Source organism: Streptomyces roseus (genome assembly GCF_001044425.1).
Lineage (GTDB): Bacteria > Actinomycetota > Actinomycetes > Streptomycetales > Streptomycetaceae > Streptomyces > Streptomyces roseus.
Genome location: NZ_LFML01000150.1, coordinates 1 through 16348 on the forward strand (window position 1 = coordinate 1; position 16348 = coordinate 16348).

The window sequence follows — 16348 nt, forward strand, 5'->3', positions numbered from 1 at the left end:
CCCCCGCCCCGCCCGCCTCGTCCGACCCGCCCGCGCCGGGTGCGGCGGCCTCCTCGCAGGCCGCGACGGCCCGCGGCTGGGCGCGCATCGCCCGGCGCGTCGCCGACCGCCCATGGCGCCACCTGCTGGCCGGCCTGGCCTTCTTCGTCCTGCCGGCGCTCGCCGCGGCCCAGCTGTCCTTCGGGCAGCTCGACGGCGGCGACAAGTCCCCGGGCACGGCCGGGCGTACCGCCTACGACCGGCTCGCGTCCGCGTTCGGCCCGGGCGTCAACGGACCGCTCCAGGTGACCGACACGCTGGCGGAGCCCGCGTCCGGACCGGTGGATCCGGCCCTCACGGCCGTGGGCAGGGCGCTGGAGGACACCAGAGGCGTCGCCGCGGTCGGACCCGCCCAGCTGAGCCGCGACGGCCGGACCGCGCGCTGGCAGGTCACCCCCACCACCGCGCCCGGAGATCCGGGCACCGCCGCCCTGGTGGACCGGCTGCGCGCCGACACCCTCCCGGCCGTCACCAGGGACACCGGCCAGAAGGCCCACGTGGGCGGCGTCCCCGCGATCCAGCTGGACCTCAACGACCGGCTCGCGCAGCGCCTTCCCGCCGTCATCGGGGTGGTCCTCGCCATCGCGGGGTTGCTCCTGCTGCTGGCCTTCCGTTCCCCGCTGGTCGCCGTGAAGGCGGCCGTGCTCAACCTCCTGTCGGTGGCCGCCGCGTACGGTGTGCTCACCGCGCTGTTCCAGTGGGGCTGGGGAGCGGCGCCGCTCGGCCTCGGCGGCCAGGTGCCGATCCCCGGATACGTTCCGCTGCTCATGTTCGCCGTCCTGTTCGGGCTCTCCATGGACTACGAGGTCTTCCTGCTGAGCGCCGTCCGCGAGGCATGGCTGGCGAGCGGCGACAACCGGGACGCGGTGGTCACCGGCCTGGCGAGGACCGGCAGGATCATCACCTCCGCCGCACTGATCATGGTGTGCGTCTTCCTCGGCTACCTCCTGTGGGACGACCCCGTCGTGAAGATGTTCGGGATCGGCCTCGCCACCGCGGTCGCGCTCGACGCCACGGTCGTCCGTGGCCTCCTGGTCCCCACCACGATGGTCCTGCTCGGCAAGGCCAACTGGTGGCTTCCGCAGTGGCTCGACCGGCTGCTGCCGCAGATCCACGTCGAAGGCGGCGAGCAGCACCCCGTCCGTACCTCCTCCGTCCCCGAACCCGTGAGGAACGCATGAACCACCGCACCGCCCAGGCCGGCGCCCGCGCGAAGACCGCCGTACGGGGGAGCGCCCCGCGCGGCACGGCCGCGCCCAGCCCGCCCAGCCCGCGCCGCATCCGGCGGTGGGTGTCGGCGGGAGCGTGCGCCCTGCTCGCAGGGCTCGTACTCGCCGACCGCGTGGCGGCCGGCGTCGCCGAGGACCGCATGGCCGACCGGATCGCCGCGCGGCAGAGCGCCCTGGTGGGGGCGCCGGACGTCTCCGTCGAGGGCTTCCCGTTCCTGTGGCACGCGGCGGCGGGCAGCTACCCGGAGGTGGAGGTCGACGGCCGGGCGCGCACACAGGACGGACTGCCCGTCACCGCCTCTCTGGACCTGCGGGACGTGTCCGGGACGGCGGGCGGCTACTCGGCGGCGAAGGCGCGGGGGGAGTTCAGGGTCCCGCTCGACGCGCTGGCCGCCAAGCGCGGTCCCGGTGTCCGGCTGACCGGGCGCGACGGGCGGCTGGAGATCGCCCGCTCCTTCATGGGAGTACCCCTGGTCGTGACCGCCGCCCTCAAGCTGACCGGTGACACCGTCACGCTCGCACCGGCGGCGGCCTCCTTGGCCGGGCGCCCCCTCGACCCGGCCAATCCGCGGATCGCGGCCGCGCTCAAGGCGGCGGAGCGCAAAATACCGGAGCTGCCGCTCGGCCTCGTCCCGTCCGGCATCTCGGTCGACGACAGCGCGGTGACGGTGCACGGCGAGGCGAGGAACGTCAGCCTGGCGGGCGGGTCCTGAGCGAAGGGCGGGGCCGTGCCGGGCGCCCGCCGGTCAGCGGCCCTTCCTCTGGGCTTCGACGATGTCCCGCCGAACCGGCTTGACGGGCGCGGGGGTTGGACCGCGTTCCGCTCACCGGGACGGGGGTGCGGTGGTGGCGCGCAGGCCCCCGAGCAGGGTGGCCAGGTAGCGGTGGGCGGTGTCGATCCGGCCGTCGGGAGCGCCGCCGTGGACGTCCACGGCGTAGGCGAGGCCGCACATGAGCGGGACCAGATCGCCGGGGGCCAGGTCGGCGCGGACGGCCCCGGCCTCGCGAGCCCGGTCGAGCAGTACCCGGCCGGCCGACCACAGCGCCGTCTTGAGCTCCGTGGTGCGCGGCAGCGCGTCCTCGGCCGCGGCGGTGACCGGGGCCAGGGAGGCGTCGGTGACCTGCGCTTCGACGGTGCGGGTCAGGAACACCTCCAGCGCATGCCACGGGTCGGGGTCGGTCAGCGCCCGCTCAGCGTGCGCGGTCAGGTCCTCCAGGCAGGGGGTGGCGACGCTCTCCAGCAGCGCCTCGGGCGTGGCGAAGTGGCGGTACACGGTGCCCACGCCGAGTCCGGCGCGGCGGGCGACGTCGTTGAGCTGAAGGGCAGTTCCCTGATCGACCAGGTCGCGGGCCACGGCGATGATCCGCTCCCAGTTGCGGGCCGCGTCCTTGCGCAGGGGCGTCGTCGTCATGGGGACATGCTAACTGGATGGCTCATCCGCATGGTCGGGTGCGGTGCCAGGCGCCCCGGGCCCGCCATCGACGGTCGGCTGCCGCCCGGGGATGCCCGCGCCGGTGGTGCGGCGCGCCGGGCTCGCGGCTACCCGGGGTCCGAGGGGTCCGACGGTGCCGCGGACGGCGGGGTGTCCGTGGTGTCCGTGACGGGGGGAAGCCCCTGCATCTGCCGGTACTGGTCCATGATCGCCGTGATGGCCAGGAGGTGCTCCTTCTTCATGCCGGCCGCACGCATCGCAACGGAGCGCACCCCCGCCTGACGCAGGGCCTCCAAGGCGGCGGCCTCGTCGAGCACCGACTCGGCCACCTCGTCGTCGAAGAAGTAGGCGACGGACACCCCGAAGAAACGGGCGAGGGCGGCCAGCAGGTCCGGCGAGGGGTTGGAGCGCTTGCCCGTCCGCAGCTGCGACAGGTACACGCCGCCCGCCTTGATGTCGGGATTGGCCCGCTTCAGCTCTTCGGCCACTTCGGCGTTGGTCCAGTTCCTGCCCTGGGGGCGGACCGTCTTGAAAAGGTCGTCGAGACGCACTGCCAGTACGGGCCGGTCGTCAGTACGGGACACTGCGCACCGTCTCCCCTCACCCCTGGGATCACCTTGGGGAATAGCTCACAGCTATTTTGTATTTTTGCAGATTAGCGGCCAGTTGACAATCCGGCCCAAGTCGGCCACGGTGGACCCGTCGATAGCTGGCAGCTAACTCTGCTTCACGGGGGTAGCCGAGTGGGTCGCCAGTCGTATCGAGCCGGTCCGGGCCGGCCCCCGGGGGATGGGGGCCGGCCCCGACCGCTGCCCGCCCCCGGTCTCAGGCCGTGTCTTCGCGGCCCGGCGTCCCCTCCAGGGGAACGACCAGTCCTATGCTCTCGGCCGCCACGGCGATCGCGAAGTCGAAGTAGACCGACTCGTCCCGGACGCTGTCGTGGGTGCGGCTGAAGACCTGGAACACCAGCAGCCCGATCAGATTGCTCCACAGCACCATGCCGCGTTCCACAAGGTCCGCGAACGGGGCATCGGGCGTGCCGCCGAAGAGCTGTACGGCCTCCGGCCGCAGCAGCGGCGGGCCCGGCACCGTACGCCGCGGCGGGGCGAGTTCGCCGGCCGCCAAGGCGGAACGCACGATGCCCGCCAGCACCGCGGGGGTGTGCGTGGCGGCCGGGACGGTGTCCTGCGGGGCGTGGTAGCCGGGGACGGGAGAGCCGTAGATCAGCGTGAATGCGGCCGAGTTGTCGAACGACCACGCTCGGAGGGCGCGCGTCACCGCGAGGAGCCGCGCCCCGGCCGAGGCGCCCGCGGCGCAGGCGTTCCGGTCGGCCTCCTCCATCGCGGCGCCGGATTCCTCGTACGCGTCGATCACGAGCGCGGTCAACAGGTCGTCCCGGTGCGGGAAGACGCCCTCCACCTCGGCGACGTCGAGAGCGCCGGCCAGGGCAACGGCCTCCAGGGACAGCCCTGCGGCGCCCGTTTCCAGGAGCAGTTGGCGCGCGGTGGCCTTGAGGGCGGCGTGCCGCGCGGTTTTCTCATCGCTGGCAAAGGGAGTGACATCCATGTCCCGAACCGTACCCGCCGGTACCCGCCGATTGACCGGGTCCCTTGTCGGTTCCGGACGGCGGGTTCGAAGGGTCGGTGGCTCACGCGGACGGGCGGCCGCCGAGAGCCGCCACCGCGGCGACCATCCGGTCCCAGAACGCACCGGATTCCAGGGTGAGCGCCACCTGCGCGTTCACGGGTCTGCCCGTGTACCGGTGCAGATCCACGACGGTGGCGCCGCGCGTGTACCGGCCCTGTAGCTCCACGACCACGTTCGCGTCCACGCAGCGGACGATGTCCGGATCGAGCACCCGGGCGACCGCGACCGGATCGTGCAGCGGCGGGTCCTGGAACCCCCACAGGGTGCGGTAGGTGGACCCGAAGAAGGTCAGCAGCTCCGCGCAGACCTGCCCCAGTTCGGTGCCCATGCGCTCGAAGCGGGCGACGACCGCCGGCGTGGCGAGGGCCTGGTGCGTGACGTTGAGCCCGCACATCGTGAGCGGTACGCCGCTGCGGAAGACGATGTCCGCGGCCTCGGGGTCGGTCCGGATGTTGAACTCGGCGGCGGGGGTGCGGTTGCCCCGCTCCGTCGAGCCGCCCATGAGGACGATCTCCCGGATGTGGCGGGTGGCATCGGGATGGCGGGTCAACAGCAGGGCGATGTTCGTCAGCGGCGCGGTCGGGACGAGGGTGACCGGCTCCGGATGCCGGGTCAGGATCCGGTACATGAGGTCCACGGCGTGCTCGGCGACCGCGTCCACGGTGGGTTCGGGGAACCGCGGCCCGTCCAGGCCGGATGCGCCGTGCACGTCGTCCGCCACTTCCAGCGGCTGGACCAGCGGCCGGGCGCAGCCGGCCGCGATGGGCACACCCGTGATGCCCGCGACCGTGCAGACCCGGCGCGCGTTCAGGGTGGTCTTCGCGAGCGTCTGGTTGCCCGCGACCGTGGTGATGGCCAGCAGGTCGACCGCGGGATCGCCCGCCGCGAGCATGATCGCGAGGGCGTCGTCGTGTCCGGGGTCGCAGTCGATGATGATCGGTACGGGCACACGCGCTCCTGCCGGACGGTGCTGACCCGGCCCATTGTGCCGCTCCGTCACCACGGTGGCCAGACGGGCCGAATGCGCGGCGCGGCGCCGGTGGTGCATGATCGGGGGATGTCTGATCGCATCATTGCCGCCTGCGACGGCGCGGCCAAGGGCAACCCCGGACCGGCCGGTTGGGCGTGGGTCGTCGCCGACGCACAGGGCCGCCCCGAGCGCTGGGAGGCCGGCCCCCTGGGACGTGCCACCAACAACGTCGGTGAGCTCACCGCCCTCCAGCGGCTGCTGGAGACCCTGGCCCCGGGGACGGCCGTCGAGGTCCGCATGGACTCCCAGTACGCCATGAAGGCGGTGACCCAGTGGCTTCCGGCCTGGAAGCGCAACGGCTGGAAGACCGCGGCCGGCAAGCCCGTGGCCAATCGCGAGCTCGTCGAGCGGATCGACGCGCTGCTGGCCGAGCGCGACGTGGAATTCCGCTACGTTCCGGCCCACCGCGAGGACGGCGACCACTTGAACGCGATCGCCGACCAGGCCGCCAGTGACGCGGCCGTCACCCAGCAGGCGGCCGGTACGGCGCTGGGCTCCGCGGAGATGCCCGTGCCCGCTCCCGCCCGTGCTTCCGCGTCGCGCGCGAAGTCCGGAGCCGGGTCGGCGGCCACCGGCGCAGCCACGGCCACGGCCAAGAAGTCCGCCCGCGGCCGGGCCTCGATCAAGGCGAAGTTCCCCGGCAGCTGCCCGTGCGGGACCTCGTACGCCGCGGGCGACATGATCGCCAAGCTCGGCAACCGCTGGGGGCACCCGGGCTGCGGCGGCGCCGCGCAAGCGTAAAGGATTGCCCAAAACGCGCTGCCGCATGTGCTAAGCGGACGGCCGCCGGGTGCCTGTACTGCAGGAATGCAAACGTGAAAGGGCGAGCCCTCGAGGCCGTCGGCACATCCATCGGTGGTGGTTTTATCGCCCACGAATGGAAAAAACGCCCATATCGATGTCCGTGACGGAAGTCATCGTCATTGCTTGCCGTGCGCGAGTTTGCACATAGTTGCCGATGTGAAACGTACCTGGCATGACACTCCCGCGCGCCCCTCCGGCCTCTCGACCGCCGCCGTCCGCGGCCCGGGGCGCCGCAGATGAAGACCGCGCCCGAGCGGCTGCGCGCCGGCCTGGCCGCCGGTGCGGCCGCCGTCACCCTGCTGTGGGCCGTACAGGTGCATCCGTCCGCCCGTCCCGACGAGCTCATCGGGGCGGCCGCACACCTCACCGGTCTCCTCGCGGGCTACGGGATCCTCGCCATGCTCTTCCTGATGGCGCGCGTGCCCGCGGTCGAGCACGGAGTGGGGGCCGACCGCCTGGCCCGCTGGCACGCCTTCGGCGGCCGGTGGGTCCTGGTCCTGTGCGGTGCCCACGCGCTGTTCGCCCTCGTCGTGTACGCCCTGCGCGCCGGGACCGACCTGCTCGACGCCACGGGCGCGCTCCTGCGGTACCCGGCGGTCGCCGCCGCGTTCGCCGGAGCCGCCGTGCTGGCGGGCGTGGGCCTGTGTTCCGCCCGGGCCGTCCGCCGCCGCGTCTCCCAGGAGGCCTGGCGCGGCATCCACCTCTTCACCTACCTCGCCGCCGCGCTCGGCTTCGTCCACCAGCTCGCCGGTCCCGACGTCGCCGTCACCGCCTTCACCGCCTGGTTCTGGGCCCTGCTGCACACCGTGGTCGGCGTACTGCTCGTCTGGTACCGCGGGATCGTCCCGGCCCGCCAGGCCCTGCGGCACGGGCTGCGTGTCGCCACCGTCGAACCCGAAGGCCCCGGCGTGGTCTCCGTCACCATCCAGGGCGGCCGCCTGCGCGAACTCCGCGCCGAGCCGGGGCAGTTCTTCCGCTGGCGATTCCTGACCCGCGGCCTGTGGCACACCGCCCTGCCGTTCTCGCTCTCGGCGCCCGCCCGCGACGACCACCTCCGCATCACCGTGAAGGCGCTCGGCAGGCATTCGCGGCGCGTGCGCGGACTGCGGCCCGGCACCCGGGTCCTCGCCACCGGCCCGTTCGGTGCCCTCACCGAACGGCGGCGCACCCGGTCCAAGGTGTTGCTGATCGCCGGTGGCATCGGGATCACCCCCATGCGCGCGCTCTTCGAGTCGCTGCCCGCGGGCCCCGGCGACCTGACCCTGCTCTACCGGGCGGGTGACGCCGGCCAGCTGGTCCTGCGCGACGAGCTGGAGGCCATCGCGGCAGAGCGCCAGGCGGCCCTGCACTACCTGGTGGGGCGCTCCGACGCCGCGTACGACCCGCTCGCGCCCCAGGCGCTGCGCGCCCTCGTGCCCGACCTGTCCGACCGCGACGTCTACCTCTGCGGACCGCCCGGCATGGCCGACGCCACCACGGCGGCTCTGCTCAGGGCGGGCGTCCCCGCGGAGAGCATCCATACGGAGTGCTTCACCTACTGAGCCGACCGCACCCGCCGGACCCACTGCCCGACCGGACCGACTGCCCGACCGGACCCGCCGACCGGCCGGACCCATTGGACCCCCGAGGAACCCGACCCGCCATGAACCGGTACCCCGTAACCCAGGAGCCCGTCCGCCAGGGCGAGGCCGCCCCGTCCCCGCGGCCCCGCCGGGCCGCCCGGCACCGCAAGGGCCCGCGTTCGCGATGGCTCGTCGCCGGGCTCGCCCTGGCCAGCGTGCTGTCCGCCACGGTCATCACGGCCACCGTCGACCCGTCCGCGCCCGCCGCGGTCCAGAAGCCGGACCCGCGGCCCGCGCGCTGACCGGTTGCCCGGCACACGGCAACGCCCGCCGCCGCGCCCAGCTGCTTCCGCCCTACGCCACCACGATCGAGGCGGGCGCGAGCCCACCCGTACCTCCCCGAGATGGGGGCGGACCGCACTGGTTTGCATAGCCATGCGTTTAGATGCATACTCTTCCCATGTCCAAGGTTCTCACCTCCCTGCCCGCCGGCGAGCGCGTCGGCATCGCCTTCTCCGGCGGCCTCGACACCTCCGTGGCCGTCGCCTGGATGCGCGACAAGGGTGCCGTCCCCTGCACCTACACCGCCGACATCGGCCAGTACGACGAGCCCGACATCGCGTCGGTGCCCGGCCGTGCCAAGACCTACGGTGCCGAGATCGCGCGCCTGGTCGACTGCCGGGCGGCGCTGGTCGAGGAGGGCCTGGCCGCACTCGCCTGCGGCGCGTTCCACATCCGCTCGGGCGGCCGCGCGTACTTCAACACCACCCCACTCGGCCGCGCCGTGACCGGCACCCTGCTGGTCCGGGCGATGCTGGAGGACGACGTCCAGATCTGGGGCGACGGCTCGACCTTCAAGGGCAACGACATCGAGCGGTTCTACCGCTACGGCCTGCTCGCCAACCCCCACCTGCGCATCTACAAGCCGTGGCTCGACGCCGACTTCGTCCACGAGCTCGGCGGCCGCAAGGAGATGTCGGAGTGGTTGGTGGCCCACGGTCTGCCGTACCGCGACAGCACCGAGAAGGCGTACTCCACCGACGCCAACATCTGGGGCGCCACCCACGAGGCCAAGACCCTGGAGCACCTGGACACCGGCGTGGAGACCGTGCAGCCGATCATGGGCGTGCGGTTCTGGGACCCGGCGGTCGAGATCGCCGCCGAGGACGTGACCATCGGCTTCGACCAGGGCCGCCCGGTGACGATCAACGGCAAGGAGTTCCACTCGCCGGTCGACCTCGTGATGGAGGCCAACGCCATCGGCGGCCGTCACGGCATGGGCATGTCGGACCAGATCGAGAACCGGATCATCGAGGCCAAGAGCCGCGGGATCTACGAGGCGCCCGGCATGGCGCTCCTGCACGCCGCGTACGAGCGTCTCGTCAACGCCATCCACAACGAGGACACCCTCGCGCACTACCACAACGAGGGCCGGCGCCTCGGCCGGCTGATGTACGAGGGCCGCTGGCTGGACCCGCAGGCCCTGATGGTCCGCGAGTCGCTCCAGCGCTGGGTCGGCTCGGCCGTCACCGGCGAGGTCACGCTGCGGTTGCGGCGCGGCGAGGACTACTCGATCCTCGACACCACCGGCCCGGCCTTCAGCTACCACCCGGACAAGCTCTCGATGGAGCGCACCGAGGACTCGGCGTTCGGCCCGGTGGACCGCATCGGCCAGCTGACCATGCGCAACCTCGACATCGCCGACTCCCGTGCCCGGCTGGAGCAGTACGCCGGCCTCGGCATCGTCGGCACCGCCCACCCCGAGCTGATCGGCTCGGCCCAGGCGGCGGCGACCGGCCTGATCGGCGTCATGCCGGAGGGCGGCGCGGAGGCCATCGCCTCCCGCGGCGCGGTCTCGCAGGACGACGAGCTGCTCGACCGCGCGGCGATGGAGTTCGGCACCGACTGACCGATGGGCGGCCCCGGCCCCGGGCGGTTCGGCACGTTGACGACGTGCCGAACCGCCCGGCGCCGTGTCCGCGTCCCGCGCCGATCCGAACGTGTGCGCCGTTACGCTGGGCCTGCTCGATACGCGAGTTGACGAACGGCGAGGGACGGGGCGTGTGGTGACGGCGGGGGAGGCGAACGGCGGGGAGCTGGTCGGCAGGGTGCTCGGCGGCCGGTACCGGGTCACCGCGATGATCGGACGCGGCGGGATGGGCGTGGTCGCCCGCGCCGTGGACGAACTGCTGGGCAGGGAAGTCGCCGTGAAGGTCATGCGGGCCTACACGGACGCCTCCGCACCCGAACTGGCCGACCTGCGCGCCCGGATGCGGCGGGAAGCCCAAGCCGCCGCCCGCATCCGGCACGCCGGCGTGGTCACCGTGCACGACGTGACCGAGGAGGAGGGGCTCCCGGTCATCGTGATGGAACTCGTCGACGGGCCCTCGCTCGACGAGGTGCTGGAAAGACGCGGCCCGCTGGAACCGCACGAGGCCGCGGCGATCGGCGCCAAGCTGATGGACGCCCTCGACGCCGCGCACCGGGCCGGGGTCCTGCACCGCGACGTCAAGCCGGCCAACGTGCTGCTGGAGCCCGACGGCCGGGTCGTCCTCACCGACTTCGGCATAGCCGCCGTGCAGGACGCGGCCGACGAGGACATGGCGAAGCTGACCCGCAGCGGCAGCATCGTCGGCTCCCTCGACTACCTCCCGCCGGAGCGCGCGCAGGGCCGCGAACCCGGCCCGGCCTCGGACATCTGGTCGCTCGGCATGACGCTGTACGCGGCCGTCGAGGGCGTGTACCCCTTCCGCCGTACGTCGGCCTGGTCGACCCTGTCGGCGATCGTCACGGAGCCGCTGCCGGAGCCGCGCCGCGCCGGAGCGCTCACGCCCGTACTGCGCGCCCTCATGGCGAAGGAGCCGCAGAGCCGGCCCAGCGCGGGCCGGGCGCGCGAGATGCTCCGGGCGGTGGCCGAGGGCAGGGACCCGCACGCAGCGGGCCCCGCGGCCTTCCCGCCCGCCGCCGCTCCGCGCCCCGGCACCGCACCCTCCCTCGTCCCGCCCCCCGCCGCGGCGCCGATGGCCGGGCCGCCCCCGGGGGCCGTGCCCCACGGGGCACCGACACCGCCGCCCGGCTACGGCCCCGCCCCGGTCCCGTACCCGCGGCAGTCCCCGCAACCGCCGTACCCCGGTCAAGCGATGGCCGCCCCGCGCCACACGATGCCCGCCCCCGGCCCGTCGGGCCCGATCCCGTACACGGGCGCGGGCACGGGCGCGCCGACCGGGCCCCACGCCCCCACCCCCGCGAGGGCGACCCGCGGACGCATCGTCACCGGGGCGGCCGTCGCCGTCGTCCTGGCCGGGGGCGGCATCACGTACGCCGCGGTGGGCGGCCACGGGGGCGGCGGCGCGCAGGCCCACGCCGCGCCGCCCGAGACCACCCGCAGCCCCTCGACGGCGCACTCCTCCCGTTCCCCGAAGCCCTCCAAGGACTCCGGCAAGCCCGGCAAGTCGCCGACCCCCGCACCGAGCGGCAAGAGCGCCGGCGCGTCCCCGAAGCCCTCGTCCTCGGCGCACTCCGAGCCCACCCCCGTGTCGACAGCGTGTACCGGCTGGGGCCACCAGGACCGGAGCCCGGGAACCTACGGCTTCATGTCGGGCACCTACCACATCACCACCGGGCCCTATCAGGAGTGCCCCGCCGTCGCGGTGGCCAAGTCCGGTACGAAACTCACGTACCAGTGCTACGTCGTCAACGCGCACGGCAACAAATGGACCTACGTCCACGCCGCCGACACGAACGCCTCGGGCTGGATGTCCGACGACAACCTGACCCGCCAGAAGGGCCCGTCGAACCGCTGCTGACCGCCGAGGGCGTCGCGGGACGGGCGGGACCCCGCGGCCACCCCCTAGCATGTGGCCCATGCCGGATGCCTCCCCCCGCCCCGAGCCGTTCACCCCGCGCACCGACCCCGGGGCGCTCGAAGACCTCCGGGCGCGGCTGCGCGGGACGCGGTGGCCGGACGCGCCCGAGGACGCCGGGTGGTCGTTCGGGACCGACCTCGGCTACCTGCGCGAGCTCATCGCCTACTGGGCCGACGGCTTCGACTGGCCGGCCCGGGAGGCGGAACTCGCCCGGCTGCCCCACTTCCGGGTGCCGGTCGGCGGCCTCGGCATCCACGTCGTCCACGCCCGCGCCGTCGCCCCCGCCGGTGCGCCCGTCCTCCCGCTGGTCCTCACCCACGGCTGGCCCGACTCGTTCTGGCGGTACGCGAAGGTCGTCCCCCTCCTCACCGACCCCGGCGCGCACGGCGCCGATCCCGCCGACGCCTTCGACGTGGTCGTCCCCGACCTGCCGGGCTTCGGGTACTCCGAACGGCCCACCCGGGCGCCCCTCGACAGCGTCGCCGTCGCCGGCCTCTGGGCCGAGCTCATGCGGGTGCTCGGGTACGAGCGGTTCGGCGCGGCGGGCGGCGACCTCGGCAGCCACGTGAGCCGCTACCTCGCGCTCGACCACCCCGACCGGGTGGTCGCCGTGCACCGCACGGACGCCGGCCTGCCCCTCCCCACCACGGACCCGGCGCAGCTCACCCCCGAGGAGCGCGCCTGGACGGAGGCCGCCGCGGCCTGGGGGGCGACCGAGGGCGCATACGCGGCCATGCAGCGCACGAAGCCCCAGACCGCCGCCTTCGGGCTCACCGACTCGCCGGCCGGGCTCGCCGCGTGGATCGTCGAGAAGCTCCGGGCGTGGAGCGACTGCGGCGGTGACGTCGAACGGAGCTTCACGAAGGACGAGATCCTCACGAACGTCACGCTCTACTGGCTCACGGGAACCATCGGCTCCTCCATGCGCATGTACCGGGCGAACGCCGCCGTCCCGCCCGCGCAGCACGCCCGCCGGGTCGAGGTGCCGTCCGGGTTCTCGATCTTCCGGGGCGACGTGGTCCGACCGCCGCGGGCCTGGCTGGAGCGTACGGCGAACGTCGTGTACGCGACCGAGCCCCCGCGCGGCGGCCACTTCGCCCCGTTCGAGGAACCCGAGCTGTACGCCCGGGAGCTCCGCGCGTTCTTCCGCCCCTACCGCGCGGCGGCGGCGCGGAACGTGCGCCGGTAGGCCTCGGGCGGGACGCCGACCGTACGGTTGAAATGGCGGCGCAGCGTGGCGTCGGTGCCCATGCCGGTGGCCGCGGCGATCGCGGTGACCGTGTCGTCGGTGGTCTCCAGCAGCTCCTGGGCCCGCTGGATGCGCTGGGTCAGCATCCAGCGCAGGGGAGTGGTGCCGGTCAGGTCGGTGAAGACCCGCGCGAGATGGCGCGAGCTCATGTTCGCCCGGCGGGCCAGGTCCTCCACCGTCAGTGGCCGGTCGAGCCGCTCCAACGTCCAGACCAGCAGCGCCCCCAGGGGGTGGTCGCGCGGCTCGGGCACGGGCGTGGTGACGAACTGGGCCTGGCCCCCGGCCCGGTGCGGCGGGACGACGAGGCGGCGCGCGACCTGGTTGGCGACGGCCGAGCCGTGGTCGAGGCGGACCAGATGCAGGCACAGGTCCATCGCGGCGGCCTTGCCGGCCGAGGTGAGCACGGCGCCGTCGTCCACGTACAGCACGTCCGGATCGACCCGCACCCGCGGATACCTGGCGGCGAGCGCGGCGGCGTGCAGCCAGTGCGTGGTGGCCCGGCGACCGTCCAGCAGTCCCGCCGCCGCGAGGACGAACGCGCCCGTGCACAGGGAGGCCACCCGGGCGCCCGCCTCGTGGGCCGCGCGCACGGCGTCGACGAGTTCGGCGGGCGGATCCGCGTCGAGGTCGGCGCAGGCCGGGACGATCACCGTGTCCGCTTCCACCAACCGGTCCAGTCCCGCGTCGGGTTCGACCCGGAAGCGGCCGCCGACGGGCACGGAGTCCGGGCCGCACAGGGCGAACTCGTACCAGGGATCCGCCAGGTCCGAGCGGTCGACGCCGAACACGTCGCAGGCGGCGGCGAGTTCGAAGTGCGGCACCCCCGGCGTGACGGCCAGCGCGACAAGGCTCATGTCCGAAAGTGTACGGGGCATGGCATTACCGCTACTGCCGGCGCGGTGCCGTCGCGGGCACGATGGCACCAGTGATCGACCGACGGGGGACCCTCATGGAAACGGATCGAGCGGTGGCGGCGAAAGTGACGGTGTTCGGCGCGTACGGGCACACCGGACGCTTCGTCGTCGCCGAGCTGCTGGAGCGGGGGCTGACCCCGATCCTGTCCGGCCGCGACGCCGGCAAGCTGCGCGCACTGGCCGCCGAGTTCCCCGGACTCGATGTCCGGCCGGCCTCGGCCGGCGATCCGGAGGCGCTTGACCGCGCGCTGGCCGGCGCGGCCGCCGTGATCAACTGCGCCGGCCCCTTCGCCGAGACCGCCGCACCGGTCGTCGAGGCGGCGCTGCGCGCACGCGTCGCCTACCTGGACGTCGCGGGGGAGGTCGAGGCCGCCGCCGACACCTTCGCCGACTTCGCGGGCCGGGCCCGCGAGGCCGGGATCCTGGTCATGCCCGCCATGGCCTTCTACGGAGGCCTCGGCGACCTGCTCGCCACCGCCGCACTGGGCGGGGCCCCGGCCGCCGGCGGCATCCGGATCGACATCGCCTTCGCCCTCAGCAGCTGGCGGCCCACCGCCGGAACCCGCGGGTCCGGCCAGGTCTCACGGCGCCGGCGCGAGGGCCGCCGCCTCGTCTACGCGAACGGCCGACTGGAGCTGCGCACCGATGCGGCACCCACCGGGCAGTGGTCCTTCCCCGCCCCGGTCGGGGACCAGGCCGTGATCGGCGAGTTCACCACCACGGACAGCGTCACCATCGCCCACCACCTGTCCGCTCTGGACATCCGGACCTTCATGACGAGGCGGGCGGTCGAGGACGTACTGGCCGCGGACGCCGCGGCGCCGGAGCCGGTCGACGAGCGGGGCCGCTCGGCGCAGACCTTCCTGGTCGACGTCACGGTCCGCGCGGGCTCCACCCGGCGCCGTGCGGTGGCCCGCGGGCAGGACATCTACGCCGTCACGGCGCCCTTGGTCGTCGAAGCGGTCAGCCGCGTCCTCGCGGGCGAGACGAAGGCGGTCGGGACCCTCGCACCGGGCGAGGTCTTCGACGCCCACGCCTTCCTGACCGCGCTGGCCCCGCACCACCTCTCGTACGAGCTCGGCGCCGCCGAGCCGCTCGGCTCGGCCGCGCGGCCGCACGGCTGACCGGGCGGCCTCAGGCGGAGGCCCGGCCCGCCGACCGGCCGTTGGTGGGCGGGTACCCCGGCTTCGCCGGCGTCGACGCCGTGGGCCGTACGGGCGGCGGCACCGGCAGCGGCGGCAGGGAGGGCTCGTACAGCCAGGCCGAGAACACCTCGTCGACCGGCTCGTGCGCGTACCGGGCCACGTGCGTGGTGAAGGCGGCGGTGCTCACCACCCCGTGGCGGTGCACCGTGGCCCAGTCGCGCAGCATCCGGAAGAACGCCCCGTCGCCCAGCGCGCAGCGGATCGCGTGCACCGCGAGCCCCCCGCGCTGGTACAGGCGGTCGTCGAACATCAGCTTGCGGCCCGGGTCGACCAGCCGCAGGTCCTGCGGCAGCGTGGCCAGCACCCGGTGCGCGGCGGCCGCGTGCTCGTGCGCGCGGCGGCCGCCGGAGCGTTCCGACCACAGCCACTCGGCGTACTTCGCGAATCCCTCGTTGAGCCAGATGTGCCGCCAGTCGGCGATGGTCACGCTGTTGCCGAACCACTGGTGCGCGAGCTCGTGGGCGACGAGCCGCTCCGATCCGCGGGCGCCGTCGACGTGGTTGGCGCCGAACAGGGAGAGGCCCTGGGCCTCCACCGGCACGTCCAGTTCCTCGTCGGCCACGAGGACCGTGTACTCCCCGAAGGGATAGGGCCCGAACAGGTCCTCGAACAGCTGCATCATGGCGGGCTGCCGGGCGAAGTCGCGGGAGAACTGCGGCAGCAGGTGCGCCGGTACGTGGGCGGTCATCGGCACCCCGCCGAGCCCGGGGTCGCCGAGCAGCACCGTCTGGTAGACGCCGATGGACAGGCCCACCAGATAGCTGGACGTCGGAGCGGGCTGCTCGTACACCCAGGTCGTCGTGGACGCCTTGGTCGTCCGGGTGAGCAGCCGCCCGCCCGCCACCACCGTGTACGGGGAGGGCGTGTTGACCGAGATCTGGTACGAGGCCTTGTCGGCGGGCCGGTCGTTGCACGGGTACCAGGACGGCGCGCCGACCGGCTGGCTGGCCACCAGCGCCCCGTCGGTCAGCTCCTCCCAGCCGAGCCCGCCCCAGGGGCTGCGCACCGGCTTGGGATTGCCCGCCCAGTGCACCTCCACGGTGAAGGCGGCGCCCGCCGGCAGCGGCTTGGCCGGACGGATCCGGAGCTTGCCGCCCCGGTGGGTGTAGTGCGGGGCCCGGCCGTTCACCATGACCCGGCCTATTTTGAACTCGGCCAGGTTCAGGTGGAACTCGGTGAGCGGGGCCCGCCCGGCGATCGCGCTGATCCGGGCGGTACCGGCCAGCCGGTTGGGGCCGGGCCGGTACTCCAGAGCGAGTTCGTACCGGTGCGCGCGGTAACGGGAGTCTCCGTTGTCGGGGAAGTACGGGTCCGATGCCGCAGTTCTCTGGCCGTTCATTGCCGCTTCCGCTCCCTGCGCTGTGCCCGGG

The 16348-nt window shown here is 73.9% G+C and carries 15 protein-coding genes; 9 read left to right on the top strand and 6 right to left on the bottom strand.

All coding sequences use genetic code 11. The features are described from left to right. Positions 1-1220 (top strand): MMPL family transporter (locus ACS04_RS31145; RefSeq protein ID WP_048480195.1); only part of this gene is annotated, 1220 nt, incomplete at its 5' end. Then, positions 1217-1981 (top strand): LmeA family phospholipid-binding protein, encoded by a 765-nt coding sequence (locus ACS04_RS31150; protein ID WP_053081055.1) that lies wholly within the window; start codon positions 1217-1219, stop codon positions 1979-1981. The genes ACS04_RS31145 and ACS04_RS31150, both read left to right, overlap by 4 nt. A gap of 111 nt (positions 1982-2092) precedes the next feature. On the opposite strand, the gene ACS04_RS31155 is transcribed toward ACS04_RS31150, so the two are convergent. The 4 genes from ACS04_RS31155 to ACS04_RS31170 form a co-directional block, all read right to left on the bottom strand. Then, positions 2093-2680: a TetR/AcrR family transcriptional regulator gene (locus ACS04_RS31155; protein ID WP_048480196.1), complete on the bottom strand. Its 588-nt coding sequence runs from the start codon at positions 2678-2680 to the stop codon at positions 2093-2095. Between the two features lie 128 nt (positions 2681-2808). Next, a complete protein-coding gene (locus tag ACS04_RS31160) occupies positions 2809-3285 on the bottom strand; it encodes a helix-turn-helix domain-containing protein (RefSeq protein ID WP_048480197.1) in 477 nt (158 codons plus the stop codon). 241 nt (positions 3286-3526) lie between these two features. Beyond that, positions 3527-4267, bottom strand: a complete 741-nt coding sequence (locus tag ACS04_RS31165) for a TetR-like C-terminal domain-containing protein (RefSeq protein WP_048480198.1) — start codon at positions 4265-4267, stop codon at positions 3527-3529. Positions 4268-4349: 82 nt separating this feature from the next. Next, positions 4350-5297: a nucleoside hydrolase gene (locus tag ACS04_RS31170; protein WP_078865544.1), complete on the bottom strand. Its 948-nt coding sequence runs from the start codon at positions 5295-5297 to the stop codon at positions 4350-4352. 108 nt (positions 5298-5405) lie between these two features. On the opposite strand from ACS04_RS31170, the gene ACS04_RS31175 reads away from it, so the two are divergent. The 6 genes from ACS04_RS31175 to ACS04_RS31200 all read left to right on the top strand — a co-directional run bounded on the left by ACS04_RS31175 (position 5406) and on the right by ACS04_RS31200 (position 12799). Then, complete coding sequence (locus ACS04_RS31175; RefSeq protein ID WP_048480199.1) at positions 5406-6119, top strand: ribonuclease H family protein; 714 nt, start codon at positions 5406-5408, stop codon at positions 6117-6119. A gap of 299 nt (positions 6120-6418) precedes the next feature. Next, entirely contained in the window at positions 6419-7723 is a 1305-nt protein-coding gene (locus tag ACS04_RS31180; protein ID WP_048480200.1) for a ferredoxin reductase family protein, read from the top strand. A gap of 101 nt (positions 7724-7824) precedes the next feature. Next, the gene (locus tag ACS04_RS31185) at positions 7825-8046 is read left to right on the top strand and encodes a hypothetical protein (protein ID WP_048480201.1); all 222 of its coding nucleotides are present in this window, start codon (positions 7825-7827) and stop codon (positions 8044-8046) included. Positions 8047-8204: 158 nt separating this feature from the next. Then, positions 8205-9653 (top strand): argininosuccinate synthase, encoded by a 1449-nt coding sequence (gene argG, locus ACS04_RS31190; RefSeq protein ID WP_048480202.1) that lies wholly within the window; start codon positions 8205-8207, stop codon positions 9651-9653. 157 nt (positions 9654-9810) lie between these two features. Then, positions 9811-11550, top strand: a complete 1740-nt coding sequence (locus ACS04_RS31195) for a serine/threonine-protein kinase (RefSeq protein ID WP_048480266.1) — start codon at positions 9811-9813, stop codon at positions 11548-11550. Between the two features lie 58 nt (positions 11551-11608). Continuing rightward, positions 11609-12799 (top strand): epoxide hydrolase family protein, encoded by a 1191-nt coding sequence (locus ACS04_RS31200; RefSeq protein WP_048480203.1) that lies wholly within the window; start codon positions 11609-11611, stop codon positions 12797-12799. Here ACS04_RS31200 and ACS04_RS31205 read toward each other — a convergent pair. Further along, entirely contained in the window at positions 12763-13713 is a 951-nt protein-coding gene (locus tag ACS04_RS31205; protein ID WP_048480204.1) for a helix-turn-helix domain-containing protein, read from the bottom strand. The genes ACS04_RS31200 and ACS04_RS31205 overlap by 37 nt on opposite strands. Positions 13714-13808: 95 nt before the next feature. On the opposite strand from ACS04_RS31205, the gene ACS04_RS31210 reads away from it, so the two are divergent. Next, positions 13809-14897, top strand: coding sequence for a saccharopine dehydrogenase family protein (locus tag ACS04_RS31210; protein WP_048480267.1), 1089 nt, complete (start codon positions 13809-13811; stop codon positions 14895-14897). A 10-nt stretch (positions 14898-14907) separates the two neighbouring features. On the opposite strand, the gene ACS04_RS31215 is transcribed toward ACS04_RS31210, so the two are convergent. Continuing rightward, positions 14908-16317 carry a M1 family metallopeptidase gene (locus ACS04_RS31215; protein ID WP_048480205.1) on the bottom strand — a complete coding sequence of 470 codons (1410 nt, stop codon included), beginning with the start codon at positions 16315-16317 and terminating at the stop codon, positions 14908-14910. Between the last annotated feature and the right edge of the window lie 31 nt (positions 16318-16348).

What these genes read in the sequence shown, in the direction of transcription:
- ACS04_RS31150 (WP_053081055.1), top strand. Translation starts at nt 1,217, where the DNA reads ATGAACCACCGCACCGCCCAGGCCGGCGCCCGCGCGAAGACCGCCGTA.
- ACS04_RS31155 (WP_048480196.1), bottom strand. Translation starts at nt 2,680, where the DNA reads ATGACGACGACGCCCCTGCGCAAGGACGCGGCCCGCAACTGGGAGCGG.
- ACS04_RS31165 (WP_048480198.1), bottom strand. Translation starts at nt 4,267, where the DNA reads ATGGATGTCACTCCCTTTGCCAGCGATGAGAAAACCGCGCGGCACGCC.
- ACS04_RS31175 (WP_048480199.1), top strand. Translation starts at nt 5,406, where the DNA reads ATGTCTGATCGCATCATTGCCGCCTGCGACGGCGCGGCCAAGGGCAAC.
- ACS04_RS31180 (WP_048480200.1), top strand. Translation starts at nt 6,419, where the DNA reads ATGAAGACCGCGCCCGAGCGGCTGCGCGCCGGCCTGGCCGCCGGTGCG.
- ACS04_RS31185 (WP_048480201.1), top strand. Translation starts at nt 7,825, where the DNA reads ATGAACCGGTACCCCGTAACCCAGGAGCCCGTCCGCCAGGGCGAGGCC.
- argG (WP_048480202.1), top strand. Translation starts at nt 8,205, where the DNA reads ATGTCCAAGGTTCTCACCTCCCTGCCCGCCGGCGAGCGCGTCGGCATC.
- ACS04_RS31200 (WP_048480203.1), top strand. Translation starts at nt 11,609, where the DNA reads ATGCCGGATGCCTCCCCCCGCCCCGAGCCGTTCACCCCGCGCACCGAC.
- ACS04_RS31205 (WP_048480204.1), bottom strand. Translation starts at nt 13,713, where the DNA reads ATGAGCCTTGTCGCGCTGGCCGTCACGCCGGGGGTGCCGCACTTCGAA.
- ACS04_RS31210 (WP_048480267.1), top strand. Translation starts at nt 13,809, where the DNA reads ATGGAAACGGATCGAGCGGTGGCGGCGAAAGTGACGGTGTTCGGCGCG.
- ACS04_RS31215 (WP_048480205.1), bottom strand. Translation starts at nt 16,317, where the DNA reads ATGAACGGCCAGAGAACTGCGGCATCGGACCCGTACTTCCCCGACAAC.